The sequence below is a fragment of the Formosa sp. L2A11 genome, assembly GCF_009796865.1.
In the GTDB taxonomy this organism is placed as follows: domain Bacteria; phylum Bacteroidota; class Bacteroidia; order Flavobacteriales; family Flavobacteriaceae; genus Formosa.
Genome location: NZ_CP047028.1, coordinates 2,591,099 through 2,607,553, shown reverse-complemented (window position 1 = coordinate 2,607,553; position 16,455 = coordinate 2,591,099). Strand labels below are relative to the sequence as shown.

Genomic DNA, 16,455 nt, shown 5'->3' with positions numbered 1-16,455 from the left:
GATTTCATGCCTATAATCTTACTATTATTAAGTATCTATTCATTTAAAAATACTTTAATTTGTATTAGTAAACAGATTAATTGGTTACAATTGAAATAAATTAATAGAGATTAAACACTAATGAATAAATTAAAACGCTTTAGTTTTCAGATTGTATTACTACTTACCATTTGGTTAATTTTATGGTCTGGGCAGTTTTGGGCTACACATTTTTTACTAGAAAATACGTCTGCTTTTGTAGCTCAAATTATAGCGATATTATTACTTATTTTCTTTGCTGCACCTAAATATTTGTTCACTAAAAAATATATGCTTTTTATTGGTGTTTCTTTACTAATCTTGATATTAGTAAACTTAGCTGCTTCTTATTTTACACCTCAAAACATATTGCCAGATCCGCGCCTTAGAGGCTTAGGCTTTGGTCCAGGATCTTTAGAAGGCCTTGAAGGACCGGATCCTCGTAGACCAAATGCTCAATTTCTTACACAAAATTTACTCATTGTTTTATCTTACATTTTAGCTACTGTTGTAGAGGTTATATATTACAATCAGAAAAATGAAGAAGCCTTAATAAAAAGTAAAGCACAGACTTTAAATACAGAACTTAAATTATTAAAATCTCAAATTAATCCGCATTTCCTATTTAATGCTTTAAATAACATTTATGCGCTTTCGGGTATAGATACCGAAAAAACACAAAAGAGCATTAGTTACCTCTCAGATATGTTACGTTATGTATTATACGAATGTGAACAGCCAGAAGTTTCGCTTCAAAAAGAAATGGATTATATAGATAACTATATTAAATTATTTAGATTAAAAAGTAGTAAAACATATCCTATTACTACATATTTTAATGTCTCTTCTTCAAATATTATGTTATCTCCTATGCTTTTAATACCGTTTGTAGAAAATGCGTTCAAACATTCTAATATTGAAAAAATTAAAGATACTTTTATAACCATTTATATAGAAACCGGCGCGCATAGCATTCTCTTTAAAATTGAGAACAGCATACCAGAAGCTCCTATTAATAAAGATGCTTTAGGTGGAATTGGTTTAGAAAATGTAAAAAAACGTTTGGCTATATTATATCCTAATAGTCACGATTTAAAAATAACAACTGTAAATAATACATTTAGTGTGTCTTTAAAATTAGAAAAAAATGTATAAATGTTTAATTATTGATGATGAAGAATTAGCCCGAACTTTATTAAATGGCTATGTAAAAAAACTTGACTTTTTAGAACTTAGAGGTAGTTTTGAAAACCCTTTAGATGCGATGGTTACACTAAAAAATGAAACTATAGATGTTATTTTTTTAGATATACAAATGCCTGATATAAAAGGTACCGACTTTGCAAAATTGATTCCTGCAGAAACTAAAATTATTTTTACAACTGCATATTCAGATTATGCCATAGAAGGTTTTGAATTAGATGCTTTAGATTACTTATTAAAGCCAATTACTTTCGAACGTTTTTTAAAAGCAGTAAATAAACTAAAATCGGCTACCATACAATTGCCTAAACCCAAATCTGAATATATTACAGTTAAATCTGGTTACGATTTACATAAAATTAAACTCGAAGACATTATTTACATAGAAAGTGATAGCGAATATGTTGTGTTTCATCTTAAGGGACGGAAAATTATGAGTTATCAATCTTTAAAATCTCTAGAAAAAACCTTACCAGCTTCATTATTTTTAAGAGTACATCGCTCTTATATTGTAAATACTCAAAAAGTTACGGGTTTAAAAAGTCGTGATTTATTGCTGAATGACATTGTAATTCCAGTAAGCGATTCTTATTACGATACCGTAAAATCACAATTGTTCTAAATCATATAAAAACTTATATACTAAAGTTTTACATTCTTTCTAAATCTAGAAAACAATACAAGTTTTTTCTTAGAATTAATAAAATAAACACCCGTTAATAAAACACCTCCGGCAATTATAGATTGTGTACTCACATTTTCGTCTAAAACATACCAACCTAGCATTAAAGCAATCACTGGATTTACATAAGCAGATGTTGCTACTTTTTCTGTAGACACTTCTTTTAGTAAAAAATTAAAAGCTGTAAAAGCAACTACACTTCCAAATACAATAAGTAAAACCATAGCTGTTTGTGCTCTGGTACTCCAATCTAACGGACTTGTCCAGGTTTCCCCTAACATTAAACTACCTAATAATAAAGTTGCACCAGCTGTTAGCATTTGGTACCCCGTTGTAACAAAATAATGAGATGGTAAATTTGCTTTAGACACAAATATACTAGCAGAACTTATACCTAAAACACAAGTAAATATAACTACAATTCCAACTGTACTTTCTCGAGTTAAGTTTAAGGTGTTCTGACTAATTAACAAATACATACCTACCATTCCGAAACCAACACCCAACAACGATTTAGGCTGTATTTTCTTGCCTTGTATTATGCGCATTAAGAAAATAACAAACAAAGGTTGTGTAGCCATAATTAATGCTGCAAAACCACTGTCTACATATTTAAGAGCCCACACAAAAATACCATTTCCGTAAACCAGAAATAAAAACCCTGCAATAACACAATTTATAAACTGAGCTCTAGTAACCTGCATTGGTAGCTTTAAAACTTTAGAAATAACCATAATTAAGGTCCCTGCACTTAAAAAACGAATGGCTGCTAATAAAAATGGAGCTACTTCTGTAACAACAATTTTATTCATTAAATATGTAGAACCCCAAATAACATAAATGGCGAAGAATGAGAGTATAATTAATATGCCTTTTCGTGGTTTGCTCATAAATTTTTAAAACTTAAATTGTAATACTAAAAGTGTAAACAATATTATGAATATAAAACCAAAAGATTCTATTGCTTTTAAATAAAATGCATTAAAAATATTAGTAAACATCTTCCTTTAAATGAATTATTTATTCGTCTAAAAAACAACTAAATTCTTAAAAAATGGACTACAAATTATTCATTCACATAAAAAACGGGCGTGATTTTTGATTAATTTTATAGATTAATTAAATATCATGAATACTACCGAACACGCACTACAAGAACGCATTAAGGAATTAACCTGTTTATACGAGGTATCGTCCATAATTGTGAATGCTAATTACGAAGAAATTGAAGCTGTTTTTCAAGCAATATCTTATAGTTTAAAAAATGCATTTCAGTATCCAGAACATACCGAAATTTGTATTCAATATGGTAAAACATGTGTAAAAACAGGACAAACAGATTCTTATTCTCCAGAAATTTCAACATCTATAAAACTATTTAACACTAAAAACGGAAGTATTATAGCCAAATATTCTTCTAAATCATTAATTGAAAATTCTTTTCTAAAAGAAGAACAACAATTGCTAAATAACGTTGCATTAAAATTGGGAAGCTTATTAGAGCGCTTTCAAATTATAAAAAATGAGGCCGTTTTAAAACGACAAATGGAACGTAGTGATCGTTTAAATATTCTGGGAGAAATTACTGCAGGCATTGCACACGAATTAAATACACCTCTTGCAAATATTCTTGGTTTTTCTGAATTATTACAACCTAAAATTACAACAACAGAAGATGCTAACGATTTAAATAAAATAATTAACAGTGCAATGTATGCACGTGAAGTTGTTAAGAAACTCATGTTTTTTGCTTGCGAAATGCCTCAAGAAATGGTTCAGGTAAATATTGTAGCTGTAATTAAAGAAGCATTGAGCTTGTTAGAGCCTAATTTCAAAAAAAAGCAAGTAAAATACATTGTAAAAATAGATTGTGAATCCATTTACCTTAAAGCTGATACCATTCAGCTGACACAAATTATTTTCAATTTAATTATAAATGCCATTTACTATTCAAAACCAGGCGATTTGGTAACTATAGAAATCTCGGAAACCAAACAAAATGTAGTCTTAAAAATAACAGATCAAGGTCAAGGTATTTCTAAAGAGAATATAGATAAAATTTTTCAACCGTTCTTTACAACTAAACCCGTTGGAGATGGTTCTGGATTAGGTTTAAGCGTAGTTCATGGCATTATAGCAAGTCATAAAGGCACTATTAGTGTTGAAAACAACATGCCTAAAGGCAAAGGCGCTATATTTATTGTTAATTTACCAAAACATTACTAATCATGGAATTACGAAAAGAAAATATTTTACTTGTAGATGATGACGTTCATGTTTTAGAAATACTACAGCGCCATTTACAATCTTTACAATATCATACTTTTAAAGCAGTATCTGTTCGCGAAGCAGTTATCATTTTAAAAGACACTAAAATAGATGTGTTAATTACAGATTTAAACATGCCAGAAATTGATGGTTTCGAGCTTTTAAAATTCACCTCTGAACATTACCCAAAAATGGGAAAACTGGTAATAACAGGCTTCCCTTCTATTCAAGACTCACTAAAAGTTATAAAATCTGGTGTGGTAGAATATTTAACCAAACCATTCACTAAAAATGAATTAATAGATGCTTTACACAAAACCTTAGCACAGAATAAACTGGTATCTGACACAAAAAGTACCAAGATATTAACTAATGAAACCTATGGTGAAATTATAGGAAAATCTAAACGGATATATCATGTTATACAGCTTATAGAACGTGTAAAAAACAACAAAGCAACAGTCTTTATTTCAGGAGAAAGTGGTACAGGAAAAGAACTTGTAGCACGTTCCATTCATTATCAAGGTCAGTTTTCCAGAGGTCCATTTATAGCCGTAAATTGCGGTGGTATTCCCGAAAACCTTCTTGAAGCAGAGTTATTTGGTTATGTAAAAGGCGCTTTTACTGGTGCAGATACCAATAGAAACGGTTTTTTTCAAGCAGCCAATGGCGGTACTATTTTTTTAGATGAAATTGGTAATGCATCTTTAGCTGTACAATCGCGATTACTGCGCGTGCTTCAAGAAAAAGAAGTGATAAAAGTAGGTTCGCAAAAAGCAGAAAAAATAGATTTAAGAATTATTACAGCAACCAACAGTAACCTTAAAGAGATGATTAAAAATCAATCGTTTAGAGAAGATTTATATTATCGTTTAACTGTGGTAGAAATTGACGTGCCTCCGTTACGTAATAGACCTGAAGATATTTCTCTTTTAGCAGACAAATTTCTATATAAATACGGATTAGAGTACAAAGACAGAATAGTAAAAATGGATCCGGATGTACTTCCTATTTTAGAACGCTATACGTGGCCTGGAAATATTAGAGAATTAGAAAACATATTGCAACGTGCCATTATTTTAAGTGATAAAACAGTTACAATTGAAGCTTTACCTGAATCTTTAAAATATAATATTCCTTTTTCTGAAGCTGATTTTATTTCGCTAAAAGACATGGAAAAACAATACATTTTAAAAGTACTTCGTGTTTGTAACAACAACAAAACAAAAGCTGCAGAGATACTTCAAATTAACAGAAAGACATTACGCGAAAAGTTAAAAGATTAATACTTTTTTTGGCCACAATTTACTCATGCGGGTAATTTTGTACCGGACACATAATATTCGAATTATATTTTCATTAAACAAAACCCCTTTAAAATCAAGCGTTTTAAAGGGGTTTTCGCTTTTGCTCTACCCTTTTAAATGGTAATGGCACAACACTTGCCTTTTCCTTATTATTAATAAAGATAAACACCATGAAAAAATCAAGATATAGTATCTGTCCAGAATGTGTGCATTGTAATGCCTGTGTTTTAACCTCTCAGAAAGAGAAGGTAACATCTTGTAGCGAATTTGAGAGTGCACTATTCTCAGATATGGCTAACAGACCAAAACAGAAAATCACTAATTCATGTTATTAATTTCAGTTTTAAACATTTTTATATGATTACAAAAGACATCCAATTACCAGTAAAGAAAAGCGAGTCAGGAATGGTTGCAAACGTGTTAGAGCAGTTTAATAAAGCAGCCAACCATATTGATTTAAACCCAAATATAAGACGCATTCTTAATGTTACTAATAATGAAATCATCATTCATTTTCCTGTAAAAATGGATAATGGAAATGTAGAAATTTTTACAGGATATCGCGTGCAACACAATAACGCTTTAGGGCCTTATAAAGGAGGGTTACGATATCATGAAACCGTAGATATTGATGCTGCAAAAGCTTTGGCGATGTGGATGACTTGGAAAACCTCTTTAGCCGGATTACCATATGGAGGAGCTAAAGGCGGAATTAAAATCAACCCGAAATTATATTCTCAATCAGAATTAGAACGCATTACACGCCGTTTTACGTATGCTTTGGGCGATAATATTGGGCCAGAACATGACATTCCTGCTCCCGATGTGAATACCAATGCACAAACTATGGCTTGGATTGCAGACACGTATATGTCTACAAAAAGTCCAGCAGAACGTTCTAGATATCAGCATGTCGTTACAGGAAAACCTGTGGGTTCTGGTGGTATTGAAGGTCGTGACCGTTCTACAGGATACGGGGTGTTTTTAACCATTAAATTATGGGCAGAAAAACGAAATGTATCCCTTAAAGGAAAACGATTTATTGTACAAGGTTTTGGAAATGTAGGATATTGGGCATCGCATTTTATGGAACAAGAAGGTGCTATTTTAGTTGGCGTTCAAGATGCTTTTGCAAGTATATATAAACCGGACGGCATTGAAGTAAAACAACTTAATGCACATATTGAAAATCATGAAGGAAGTGTAAATCTTTTTCCAGATGCTTTTGCTATTGAAAAAGATGATTTCTTCGGATTAGAATGCGACATCCTAATTCCTGCAGCGTTAGGAAATCAAATTACGGCAGAAAATGCACATCTTATTAAAGCAAAACTAATTGCCGAAGGTGCAAACGGACCAACTAACGTAGAAGGTGAACGCATTTTAATAGAAAATGGCATTGAAATTATACCCGATATTCTATGTAATTCTGGAGGTGTAATAGGAAGTTATTTTGAATGGCTACAAAATAGGAACGGAGAACTTTGGCATATGGATGAAGTAATTTTAAAACTTGAAAAAGTACTAAAAGAATCCTTTAATAAAGTGTATGAATATGCCAATAAAGAAAACGTTGATATGAGAACAGCAGCATTTTGCTTAGCCATCCAGCGCATTGAAAAAGCATATATACAACGTGGAATTTTTCCATAAAAAATATTAAAATGAAATACGGACAATTAATTCTAGAAAAAAAAGAATACGTTTTTTTAAAACGTATTCTTAACCTCTCTGGGTATTCTAAAGATATAGAAACAAGAAAATCAATACAAAAATTAAACACAGAACTCCTTGAAGCAGATATTATCGATATGGAGAATATGCCTGATGATGTGATTCGATTTAACAGTATTGTTACTGTAAGTCAAGGCGAATGGCAGAAAACCATTCAGGTAGTGATTCCTCAAAATAAAGACTTGAAACAAAATAAAATTTCAATTCTCACACCAATGGGTTCTGCCCTATTTGGTTACGCTATTGGCGATTGTGTTACTTGGGAATTTCCTAACGGAACAAAAGAATTAAAAATTGTAGCTGTAGAACAAGAATACAATTATAGTGGATTGGACATTGTAATTTAAGGCTTATGAATGTATATTATTTAGACATAGATAGAAGTTTCACACATCAACAAAGTGTCCGTGAGTTAGAATTTTGGATTCTACATTTAAAACGTATTAAGAAGGAATTACACCGTTTTTATTCTGATACAAAACCGGCTAATCCTGTTTTAATAAGAAAGGCTATTGCATTACAAACATCTAAAATTAATTCTGTTTTAAAAGGGATTCAGAATTATAAAGAATTTAGAGCGTGGATACATTGTGAAGATTCGCAAAATAGCACAGCTTTTATTTACGAACATAATACACATAAAAACAAGTACTTAAAACACATAAAGGAATACCAAATATTTAGATCTAAACTCACACAATAACAACACATACTATGCTACAATCCAATCCTATAAATACGCATATGCATTATAAAGTAGATGAAAACAGGCGTTTGTTTATAAAAAAAGATATTCTTGAGATTTTGCAATGGACAGACGATTTAGAATATAAAAACACAGAAATTAACACGTTTAGTATTTTAAACAGACAACTTTTAATGAGTGAAAAGATTCAAAAATCAATTCAAGATTTTAGACGCAGAAACACACTCAGCATGGGCGAATTATGTAAATACGAACAACATTTACGTCAGGAATTAGAATTTGGAAAAAATGAATATAATATAAGCCGTGCTAAACTTCACGAAAAGAGGCGCGTAGAATATATTGCGCTCACAAAAGAATATAGAGCGCTTAAAACAGATATTTATAATGAGTTAACACAGTATACTCGTAAATAATTAAAGTAATTCTAGACTAAGATTTAGCGTTTTCTAATGCTAATTTCTTAGTCTTTTTTCCTTTATAAACAATGTTCGCAATAAGAGAAACAATAATTAATAAAATACCAAATAGAGACCAAAATGGGTAAGATTCATCAAAAATTGTAATACCAAGAATCATGGTAAAAATAACTTCTACATATTTAACGGGTGCCACTTGATTGGTTTGTGCATTCTGGAATGCTTTTGTCATTAATAATTGTCCGAAATATCCAAAAACACCAAGTAATGCTAAGAATAACCACTGTAAACCTACAGGGGTTACCCAGTTATTAATAGTAACCAATCCGCCTACGGTTGTAGAAATAATCATAAAATAATTAACCACAACAACAGGATGTTCCGACTTCCCTATTTTACTAATAATTATATATACTAATCCGCTAAATACAGCAGCAATAAGGATTAAAGTTAATCCAAAGGTATTTAAATCTGTATCAAATCCCTTCAAAATAACGACACCTAAAAAGGCCAAAATAAAAAACACCCATTGTAACGGAAATATTTTTTCTTTTAAAATTAATACCGCAAAAATAGCAGCAAAAATAGGTGCTAAATATCTTAAAGAAACCGCTGTACCAATAGGTAAATATTTAGTAGACATAAAGAATAAAGACATTGATGTTACGCCCACAAGACCTCTTAAAATTAGTAATTTATTGTTTTTACCAACTAACGGAATCTTATTTTTTAATAAATAACCAAAAGTAAAAAACAACGATCCTAACGATCTGAAAAACACAATTTGAAAGGCTCCAATATTATCTAAATATTTTACAGCTCCGTTCATACATGCAAAAGCCAACGTACTTAGCAGCATTAATTTTATGGATTCTTTTAATTGCATCTTCTTAAGATATTTATATTCAGAATTATTAACGTTCTAAAATTGAAGTTGCAAAAATATACATTTATCAGAAGAGTGACACCTAATTCCTACAGGATTTCAGAATACTAAGTGTTAATAATAATTATTTCCACCAATCTGTCGAATTTTCACTTGTATTCTCAATACTTATGGCCGCTCCTATGCGTGGTGTAATCAACTTTAAACGGAGTGTTTTTGCTGCTTGCTTTAAACGTTCTACAGGTTCTGTCCAATTATGTGTGGCTAATTTAAACGCACCCCAATGAATAGGCATCATACGTTTGGCTTTAATATCTATTGCGGCTTGAGCTGTTTCTTCAGGATACATATGTATTTCGTGCCATAAAGCATTGTACTGTCCGCATTCCATCATCGCAAAATCAAACGGACCATATTTATCTCCAATCTCTTTAAAATGTGGGCCATAACCACTATCTCCGCTAAAGAAAATATTCTCTTCATTAGATTTAATAATCCAAGAACTCCACAATGTTTTTCCTTTATCGGTTAATCCTCTTCCTGAAAAATGTTGCGCCGGTGTATTTATAAATGTTAATTCTGAAAAATCAATCGTGTCCCACCAATCTAATTCATGAATACGGTTTTTAGGAATACCCCAAGATTCTAGATGAGCGCCCACACCAAGCGGTGTATAAAACTGATCGACTTTATCTTTAAGTTTAATAATACTACCATAATCTAAATGATCGTAATGATCGTGAGAGATTAAAACAGCATCAATATGTGGTAAATCTTCTATAGCTATTGGTAAATGTGTACTAAAACGCTTAGTTCCTAACATAGGATGAGGTGCAGGAACACTGCCAAACATAGGATCTATTAAAATATTTTTAGAGTTCATTTGAAGTAAAAAAGTAGAATGTCCAAACCAAAATAAACGTGTTTTTCCATTATAATTTTCTAAATCTGAAGGAATAATAGATTCCACCTGAAGCAGATGATTAGGCACTACATTTTTTGGCTGATTAAAATACCCTGATAACATTTTACCGAATTCTTTAATTCCCATACTTAGATCTACCGCCCCAAGATTCACAAATTTCCCATCTTTATAATGGTCAGTTTTTGCAAATTTTGCTTCTTTTTGGGCTGTTTGCGAACCTCCAAATTCAGGACTCGTGTATAAAAATATGATTCCTATTACCTCTATTAATACGATACTAACCCCAATTATAATTCCCATTCTTTTAATTGTTTTTTTAAACATGTTGTGTTTTTTAATCGAATTTTTATTCGATTATTAAGCAAATTTTTTAATTCTTAATAGCATCCCAAGCCAATAGAAACATAGCATCTATAGTGACATCATTCAATTTTAGTGCTTTTGTATCAATCAGTTTAACAGATTCTGTAAGGAACGATCCTAAAAGTGCAGATAATATGGTATTATCTAAATCCTTAATTAAACCTTCACGTTTTCCTTCATCTAACAAATCCAAAACTAAAGACGATTTTAAATTCCGAATATCTTCTGGAATCATGTCATAATAAGGAGATTGCTTCACTTGATTAATAAAGCTCATTTCCTTTCTATTATTAATACCAAAGTTGATATAAAACACCCAAATGGCTTTAAATTTGAGTTTAAAAGGCAAATCACTTTGCAATTGATTTTGATTTATTTGTGTGATGCTTTTTAAAACTTCGGTAGCAATTGTACTAATTAAATCGTCTTTACTTTTAAAATAAACGTACAAAGTTGAAGGCGAAACATCTACCTTTTTAGCTATCTGTGCCATTTTAACACCTGCAAAACCCTTTTCGTAAACTATGCCTATAGTTTCGTTAATAATTGCTTCTCGTTTTAATTCATCTTTTTGTTTCACAAGACAAAGGTAATTATTTAAACGAATATATATTCGTTTATGTTATAAATAAAAACTCAAGACGTGAATCTCGAGTTTTAAATATTTTAATGGTAATTAATTACTAAACCATTTTAAAGTCTAATAATAATTCACCTTCAATAGAAGCTTGTAATTGATCGCCTTTATGAATTTGACCTGTTCCATAAGCTGGAGTTCCTGTAAAGATTAAATCTCCAGGTTCTAAAGTGAAGTATTTAGATACGAATGCAATAATTTCTTCGAAGTTGTAAATAATTAATCCTGTATTTCCTTCTTGAACTGTTTTACCATTAATTTTTAAGTCGAAATTAATGTTTTTAAGATCTGGAAAGTTTGAAATGGCTTTCACTGGAGAAATTGGTGCAGCACCATCAAAACCTTTAGCTAAATCCCAAGGGCCTTTTCCTTCTCTTACATCGTTTAAAACATCTTTTGCTGTATAATCTATACCAATTGCAATTCCTGAAATATAAGACGCGGCATCTGCTTCTGCTATATTTTTTCCTGTTTTACCAATCTCTACAACTAACTCTGCTTCGTAAGCTAAATTTTCTGTAAATGCAGGATATTCAACATCTTTATTGTCTTTAGATAAACTTGATTCTGGCTTAGAGAAAATAAGTTGTTTTCCGCTTTTTGCAGTCGTTTTTAAATCTTCTGCTTTTAGAACATAATTTTTACCAATTGCTAGTATTTTCATGTGTTTGTATATTTAATAATAGTTGTTTATTTAATAAGTTGTCTTCTTCGTCTCCTGTAAATTATAATGCTTTAACAAATTAAATGGCATTTCTTGCTATTGCGTTTATAGAACCATACATATTTATGGTAGTACCACAATTGAGGTATTTAATTTGTGATTCTTGTTTCATAAATGCATTTATAATATGGCGTAGATTCTATTTATTTGTCTAAAAAAATGATATTTTCTATGTGTTAAAAAACCTTTCAAATATAATTAAATTATAACGTTTTAATTGAAGAGATTCAAGCTCATTTTTTAATAATTGTATTTATTTAAGCCTTCTTATTTAAATTAAAAAATCCCGACTCTATTAAAATCAGGATTCTTAATGGACTAAACGAAATAACCATTTTTTGACTTAAAAATTTTTAATACTCAGAATTAAGAGTGGTACATTAGAATGGTTACTAATAGATTTGCTATACGACTTGTTTAGTATGCGTTTTAAAAAGTCTTGTTCTTTAGCAATAATACATAACATATCTAATTTTCTGCTTTCTACAAAAGCATGAACTCCAGAAGATACACCAATATCTGTAAGTGTATAAAAATTTGATTTAACAGGTTTTAAAACCGTTTTCAAACTATCTAAAGATTCGGTTTGTTTTGTAGATAATTTACAATTACGATCCATGATGTGTAACACAGAAAGCGTAGAGTTATTATAATTTACTAAACGTAAAAGTGGTTTTAATCCTAAATCTGTAAACGAAATATCATAATCTGTAGATAAACCAATTTCTTTAATTTTTTTAAATTCTTTATTTTTAGGAACTGCAATTATCGGACATTTTATAATGCCAATTAAAGAGGCTGTATTACTACCTAACGTCATTTCTTTAAATGTGCTTGCTCCTTTTGTTCCCATAACAATGCAGTCTATATTAAGCTCTTTTTCTGCATTAAGAACAGCCGTAGAAAACATCTCGTACTTAGACAAACATTTGTAAATATGATTTGGGTTATTATACTTCTCGTTAACCTTACTTAATACATCTTTAAGCCCTGCTTTACTATTCTCTACTTGAGCGTGATAAATAGCCTCTCTTGCCTTGGCAGAAGTTATCCCCGTATACGGCCCAGAAGCAGGCTGATTATACACATTAAAAATATAGAATGTACATATTTCTTCTTTAAATAAATTTAAAGCGTACTCTACTGCATTCCAAGCATTTTTAGAAAAATCTGTAGGTAAAAGTATGTATTTCATGGTATTAAGTTTCTTATTTAAAGTTAGCACATTTCCCTTATTTAAACAATGATTTTATTCATATTTTAATTATTGAAATGCATATCTAAAAACAAAAAGGTAGCAATTTAAAATCGCTACCTTTTTATATATTAATTGTGCGTTATTTTAAATTTCACACTAAAAAAACTTTACTCTTTAGAAGCTTTTAATGTTTAAAATTAATAAAGGCACATTAGATTTATTACTTATAGATTTACTGTAAGACTGATTTAATATACGTTTTAAAAAATCTTGTTCTCTAGCAACAACACATAACATATCTAATTTTCTGCTTTGTACAAATGCGCGAACTCCTGTAATAACTCCAATATCTGTAAGTGTGAAATAATTTGCAGAATAATCTTTTAAAATCGTTTTTAAGATTTCAGATTTTTCTTCCTGAGATTCTGTTAAAGTTTTAATACGATCCATAATATGAAATACAGAAATTAAAGAGCTGTTAGATTTTGCAATATCTAAAAGCAGACTTAATCCTTTTTCTGTAAATTTTATATCGTAGTCTGTAGATATTCCTATGTCTTTAATCTCTTTAAAATGTGCATGTCTAGGAATTGCAATAATTGGACAATTTATTAAACCTATTAAACCAGAAGTATTGCTACCAACTGTAATTTCCTTTATGGCTCCAGCACCTTTTGTTCCCATTACAATACAATCAATACTAAACTCTGTTACAACTTTTTTTATAGCTTCAGGAAATGTTTTATAAATAGATAAACATTTAAAGTTATGGTTTGTGTTAGAAAATGTAGTTTTTACTTTATTTAAAACCTCACGTAAACCGTGTTTACTATTTTCTACTTGCGCTTTATAAATAGATTCTTTAGCCATTGCGGAAGTAACTCCCATGTAAGAACCGGAATCGGGCTGATCAAAAGAGTGTAAAATGTAAAAATTACATGTCTCGTCCTTTAAAAGATGTAATGCATATTCTATTGCATTCCAAGCATTATCAGAAAAATCTGTTGGTAAAAGTATATGTCTCATGATATAAAATTTCTTATTTAAATTTACAAACAATCACAGATATATACAATGATTTTATACATATATTAACGAATTATTTTTCTTTAAAAAAGACAGAAAATTGAATCTAATTTATTTTAAACAATTTTTAATATAACTTGCAATTCAAGCTACGTACATTTACTAAATACAAGCTTAATTTCTATTACATGATACAAAATATACTTATTGTTGAAGATGAATACAATGTCGCTACTTTTATAAAAAAAGGACTAGAAGAAGCGGGTTACCATGCCTTTATTGCTTACAATAGCGAGAGTTGCATAGAACTGATACTTCAAGAAGATATTCATTTAATTTTGTTAGATGTAATTCTGCCTGGAATGAATGGTTTCGAGATTGCAGCTAAAATTAAAAGTTTAGGCTACGTCTCTACTCCTATTATATTTTTATCTGCTTTAGGAAGCACAGAAAATATTGTAAAAGGTCTAGATACTGGAGCAGACGATTATTTAACCAAACCGTTTAAATTTAAAGAGCTTTTAGCACGAATTAGAGCTGTTGCACGCCGTAAAAACAGAGATGTTCCCAATACGGCTTTACTAAAAATAGCCAATTTAGAATTAAATAACGACACCAAAATAGTTAAACGTAATGGTCTAGAAATTAAACTCACATCTACAGAATTCCGATTATTAGAATACCTTTTAAAAAACAAAAACAAAGTCTTATCTCGAGTAGATATTTTAGAACACGTTTGGGATATTAATTTTAACATGGGCACTAATGTTGTAGATGTATATGTTAATTATTTACGAAATAAAATTGATAAAAAATTTACACCTAAATTAATTCAAACCATTGTGGGAATGGGGTATATTTTGAAAGATTCTACTCATGAAAATTAAAAATAAAATCACCTTTATTTTCGTAATACTAGTTGCAAGTATGCAATTGGTTATCTTTTCTATTATTTACTTTTATGCTGTAGATTATAGAACCGATGAGTTTTTTGAAAAGCTAAAAAAACGAACCTTAATTGCAGAACAATCTAATTTTGAAAAAGATGCCTTGAGTGTAGAAATCTATGAAGAATTAAGACGCAAGCACTTACAAACATTACCAGAAGAAAAAGAGTTTATTTTTCCGACAAATACAACTTTAGAAAACATTTGTTTAAAAACACAAATGGATGTTCCTCATGCATTTTATTTAAATTTAATTAATAAAAATCATGCCGAATATAATGCTGGAAAACACTTTATTTCTGGTATAAATTATAAAGACCAAGACTCTAATTATCTCATTATTTTAACAGCCAACGACGACGATGGTACAAACGAATTATCTAACTTAAGAACCCTCTTAATCTTTTTGTTTTTACTAAACATAGTCGTATTGCTTTTACTTGGCAGATTTTTTGCAAAACGCACACTAGATCCACTTACCAAAATCATTGAAAAAGTAAACAATATACGTGTTACAAACCTACACGAGCGCTTACAAACTACACCAAACAAAGACGAACTTAGCCAATTAGCAAACACCTTTAATGGCATGTTAGATCGTCTAGAAACCTCGTTCGAAATACAAAGTAATTTTATAAATAATGCATCTCACGAATTAAAAAACCCATTAACAGCCATTTTAGGACAAACAGAAATTGCACTGTTAAAAGACAGATCTCCAGAAGAATATACTAAAGTTTTAGAAGGTGTAGAAACAGAAGCATTACGTTTGGACGCGCTAATTAACAGTCTTTTAAAATTTGCACAGACAGAAAACGATGAAAAAGGACTACTTATTACGCCTATTCGTTTAGATGAATTAATATTAGAAGTTAAAAGCAATATAGATTTAATAAATCCGGACAATCACATTGAAATCGATTTTAACGATTTTCCAGAAAACCCAGATTTATTGGTTGTAGAAGGTAATTATAGCCTAATAAACATAGCTTTAAATAACGTATTAGATAACGCCTCTAAGTTTTCAGACAATAAGAAAGTTACGGTAAAAATTGTCACCAATACATCAGCTATAAAAATAGTAGTTACCGATCAAGGTGTAGGTATTCCAACAGATGAAATTAAGAATATTTATCAGCCGTTTTATCGTGCTGCGAATGTTAGAAATGTAAAAGGTTATGGTTTTGGATTGCCTTTAACCTATAAAATTATGAAACTACACAGTGGTACTATAGAAGTATTTTCTGAACACAAAATAGGAACTATTGTAACCTTAATTTTTCCTAATAAACATCAAAAATCTTCTATTTCTAAGTAGAAAATCACTCGTATTTAAGCCTTTCCAAGACAAAAACACACTCAAAACACTGGTTTTCAGTACAATAAAACACAACTAAAATTCTAATCTCATT

At 30.3% G+C, this 16,455-nt stretch carries 18 protein-coding genes; 11 read left to right on the top strand and 7 right to left on the bottom strand.

Annotated elements, in window-relative coordinates; all coding sequences use genetic code 11:
• Positions 1 to 120 precede the first annotated feature (120 nt).
• Together GQR95_RS11365 and GQR95_RS11360 are read left to right on the top strand one after the other, a co-directional pair.
• Positions 121 to 1,173: a sensor histidine kinase gene (locus GQR95_RS11365; RefSeq protein WP_159023271.1), complete on the top strand. Its 1,053-nt coding sequence runs from the start codon at positions 121 to 123 to the stop codon at positions 1,171 to 1,173.
• Positions 1,166 to 1,843: a LytTR family DNA-binding domain-containing protein gene (locus GQR95_RS11360; RefSeq protein ID WP_159023270.1), complete on the top strand. Its 678-nt coding sequence runs from the start codon at positions 1,166 to 1,168 to the stop codon at positions 1,841 to 1,843. Before GQR95_RS11365 ends, GQR95_RS11360 begins: the two co-directional genes overlap by 8 nt.
• Before the next feature lie 20 nt (positions 1,844 to 1,863).
• Here GQR95_RS11360 and GQR95_RS11355 read toward each other — a convergent pair whose 3' ends face one another.
• Positions 1,864 to 2,793: an EamA family transporter gene (locus GQR95_RS11355; protein WP_159023269.1), complete on the bottom strand. Its 930-nt coding sequence runs from the start codon at positions 2,791 to 2,793 to the stop codon at positions 1,864 to 1,866.
• A gap of 238 nt (positions 2,794 to 3,031) precedes the next feature.
• On the opposite strand from GQR95_RS11355, the gene GQR95_RS11350 reads away from it, so the two are divergent.
• The 7 genes from GQR95_RS11350 (at position 3,032) to GQR95_RS11320 (ending at position 8,334) form a co-directional block, all read left to right on the top strand.
• On the top strand, positions 3,032 to 4,129 hold the full coding sequence (locus GQR95_RS11350; protein WP_159023268.1) for a sensor histidine kinase: 1,098 nt from the start codon (positions 3,032 to 3,034) through the stop codon (positions 4,127 to 4,129).
• 2 nt (positions 4,130 to 4,131) lie between these two features.
• Entirely contained in the window at positions 4,132 to 5,457 is a 1,326-nt protein-coding gene (locus tag GQR95_RS11345; protein WP_159023267.1) for a sigma-54 dependent transcriptional regulator, read from the top strand.
• Between the two features lie 191 nt (positions 5,458 to 5,648).
• Complete coding sequence (locus tag GQR95_RS11340) at positions 5,649 to 5,813, top strand: hypothetical protein (RefSeq protein WP_159023266.1); 165 nt, start codon at positions 5,649 to 5,651, stop codon at positions 5,811 to 5,813.
• A 22-nt stretch (positions 5,814 to 5,835) separates the two neighbouring features.
• On the top strand, positions 5,836 to 7,131 hold the full coding sequence (locus tag GQR95_RS11335) for a Glu/Leu/Phe/Val dehydrogenase (RefSeq protein WP_159023265.1): 1,296 nt from the start codon (positions 5,836 to 5,838) through the stop codon (positions 7,129 to 7,131).
• Positions 7,132 to 7,142: 11 nt separating this feature from the next.
• Positions 7,143 to 7,559, top strand: a complete 417-nt coding sequence (locus tag GQR95_RS11330; RefSeq protein ID WP_159023264.1) for a GreA/GreB family elongation factor — start codon at positions 7,143 to 7,145, stop codon at positions 7,557 to 7,559.
• 5 nt (positions 7,560 to 7,564) lie between these two features.
• On the top strand, positions 7,565 to 7,915 hold the full coding sequence (locus tag GQR95_RS11325) for a hypothetical protein (protein ID WP_159023263.1): 351 nt from the start codon (positions 7,565 to 7,567) through the stop codon (positions 7,913 to 7,915).
• An 11-nt stretch (positions 7,916 to 7,926) separates the two neighbouring features.
• Complete coding sequence (locus tag GQR95_RS11320) at positions 7,927 to 8,334, top strand: hypothetical protein (protein WP_159023262.1); 408 nt, start codon at positions 7,927 to 7,929, stop codon at positions 8,332 to 8,334.
• Between the two features lie 16 nt (positions 8,335 to 8,350).
• Here the strand turns inward: GQR95_RS11320 and GQR95_RS11315 are convergent, their stop codons facing one another.
• The 6 genes from GQR95_RS11315 to GQR95_RS11290 all read right to left on the bottom strand — a co-directional run bounded on the left by GQR95_RS11315 (position 8,351) and on the right by GQR95_RS11290 (position 14,096).
• Positions 8,351 to 9,223 carry a DMT family transporter gene (locus GQR95_RS11315; RefSeq protein WP_159023261.1) on the bottom strand — a complete coding sequence of 291 codons (873 nt, stop codon included), beginning with the start codon at positions 9,221 to 9,223 and terminating at the stop codon, positions 8,351 to 8,353.
• A gap of 124 nt (positions 9,224 to 9,347) precedes the next feature.
• Positions 9,348 to 10,472 carry an MBL fold metallo-hydrolase gene (locus GQR95_RS11310; protein ID WP_199269588.1) on the bottom strand — a complete coding sequence of 375 codons (1,125 nt, stop codon included), beginning with the start codon at positions 10,470 to 10,472 and terminating at the stop codon, positions 9,348 to 9,350.
• Between the two features lie 46 nt (positions 10,473 to 10,518).
• Entirely contained in the window at positions 10,519 to 11,091 is a 573-nt protein-coding gene (locus tag GQR95_RS11305) for a TetR/AcrR family transcriptional regulator (protein ID WP_159023260.1), read from the bottom strand.
• Positions 11,092 to 11,194: 103 nt separating this feature from the next.
• A complete protein-coding gene (locus GQR95_RS11300; protein WP_159023259.1) occupies positions 11,195 to 11,812 on the bottom strand; it encodes a fumarylacetoacetate hydrolase family protein in 618 nt (205 codons plus the stop codon).
• 403 nt (positions 11,813 to 12,215) lie between these two features.
• A complete protein-coding gene (locus GQR95_RS11295) occupies positions 12,216 to 13,067 on the bottom strand; it encodes a universal stress protein (RefSeq protein WP_159023258.1) in 852 nt (283 codons plus the stop codon).
• Between the two features lie 177 nt (positions 13,068 to 13,244).
• On the bottom strand, positions 13,245 to 14,096 hold the full coding sequence (locus GQR95_RS11290) for a universal stress protein (RefSeq protein ID WP_159023257.1): 852 nt from the start codon (positions 14,094 to 14,096) through the stop codon (positions 13,245 to 13,247).
• A 188-nt stretch (positions 14,097 to 14,284) separates the two neighbouring features.
• On the opposite strand from GQR95_RS11290, the gene GQR95_RS11285 reads away from it, so the two are divergent.
• On the top strand, positions 14,285 to 14,983 hold the full coding sequence (locus GQR95_RS11285; protein ID WP_199269587.1) for a response regulator transcription factor: 699 nt from the start codon (positions 14,285 to 14,287) through the stop codon (positions 14,981 to 14,983).
• Positions 14,973 to 16,361 (top strand): HAMP domain-containing sensor histidine kinase, encoded by a 1,389-nt coding sequence (locus tag GQR95_RS11280; protein WP_159023256.1) that lies wholly within the window; start codon positions 14,973 to 14,975, stop codon positions 16,359 to 16,361. Before GQR95_RS11285 ends, GQR95_RS11280 begins: the two co-directional genes overlap by 11 nt.
• The last annotated feature ends 94 nt before the right edge of the window (positions 16,362 to 16,455 follow it).

Bases quoted from the DNA above. Each gene is read 5' to 3' on its own strand.
- GQR95_RS11365 (WP_159023271.1), top strand. From the start codon at position 121: ATGAATAAATTAAAACGCTTTAGTTTTCAGATTGTATTACTACTTACC.
- GQR95_RS11360 (WP_159023270.1), top strand. From the start codon at position 1,166: ATGTATAAATGTTTAATTATTGATGATGAAGAATTAGCCCGAACTTTA.
- GQR95_RS11355 (WP_159023269.1), bottom strand. From the start codon at position 2,793: ATGAGCAAACCACGAAAAGGCATATTAATTATACTCTCATTCTTCGCC.
- GQR95_RS11350 (WP_159023268.1), top strand. From the start codon at position 3,032: ATGAATACTACCGAACACGCACTACAAGAACGCATTAAGGAATTAACC.
- GQR95_RS11345 (WP_159023267.1), top strand. From the start codon at position 4,132: ATGGAATTACGAAAAGAAAATATTTTACTTGTAGATGATGACGTTCAT.
- GQR95_RS11340 (WP_159023266.1), top strand. From the start codon at position 5,649: ATGAAAAAATCAAGATATAGTATCTGTCCAGAATGTGTGCATTGTAAT.
- GQR95_RS11335 (WP_159023265.1), top strand. From the start codon at position 5,836: ATGATTACAAAAGACATCCAATTACCAGTAAAGAAAAGCGAGTCAGGA.
- GQR95_RS11330 (WP_159023264.1), top strand. From the start codon at position 7,143: ATGAAATACGGACAATTAATTCTAGAAAAAAAAGAATACGTTTTTTTA.
- GQR95_RS11325 (WP_159023263.1), top strand. From the start codon at position 7,565: ATGAATGTATATTATTTAGACATAGATAGAAGTTTCACACATCAACAA.
- GQR95_RS11320 (WP_159023262.1), top strand. From the start codon at position 7,927: ATGCTACAATCCAATCCTATAAATACGCATATGCATTATAAAGTAGAT.
- GQR95_RS11315 (WP_159023261.1), bottom strand. From the start codon at position 9,223: ATGCAATTAAAAGAATCCATAAAATTAATGCTGCTAAGTACGTTGGCT.
- GQR95_RS11310 (WP_199269588.1), bottom strand. From the start codon at position 10,472: ATGTTTAAAAAAACAATTAAAAGAATGGGAATTATAATTGGGGTTAGT.
- GQR95_RS11300 (WP_159023259.1), bottom strand. From the start codon at position 11,812: ATGAAAATACTAGCAATTGGTAAAAATTATGTTCTAAAAGCAGAAGAT.
- GQR95_RS11295 (WP_159023258.1), bottom strand. From the start codon at position 13,067: ATGAAATACATACTTTTACCTACAGATTTTTCTAAAAATGCTTGGAAT.
- GQR95_RS11290 (WP_159023257.1), bottom strand. From the start codon at position 14,096: ATGAGACATATACTTTTACCAACAGATTTTTCTGATAATGCTTGGAAT.
- GQR95_RS11285 (WP_199269587.1), top strand. From the start codon at position 14,285: ATGATACAAAATATACTTATTGTTGAAGATGAATACAATGTCGCTACT.
- GQR95_RS11280 (WP_159023256.1), top strand. From the start codon at position 14,973: ATGAAAATTAAAAATAAAATCACCTTTATTTTCGTAATACTAGTTGCA.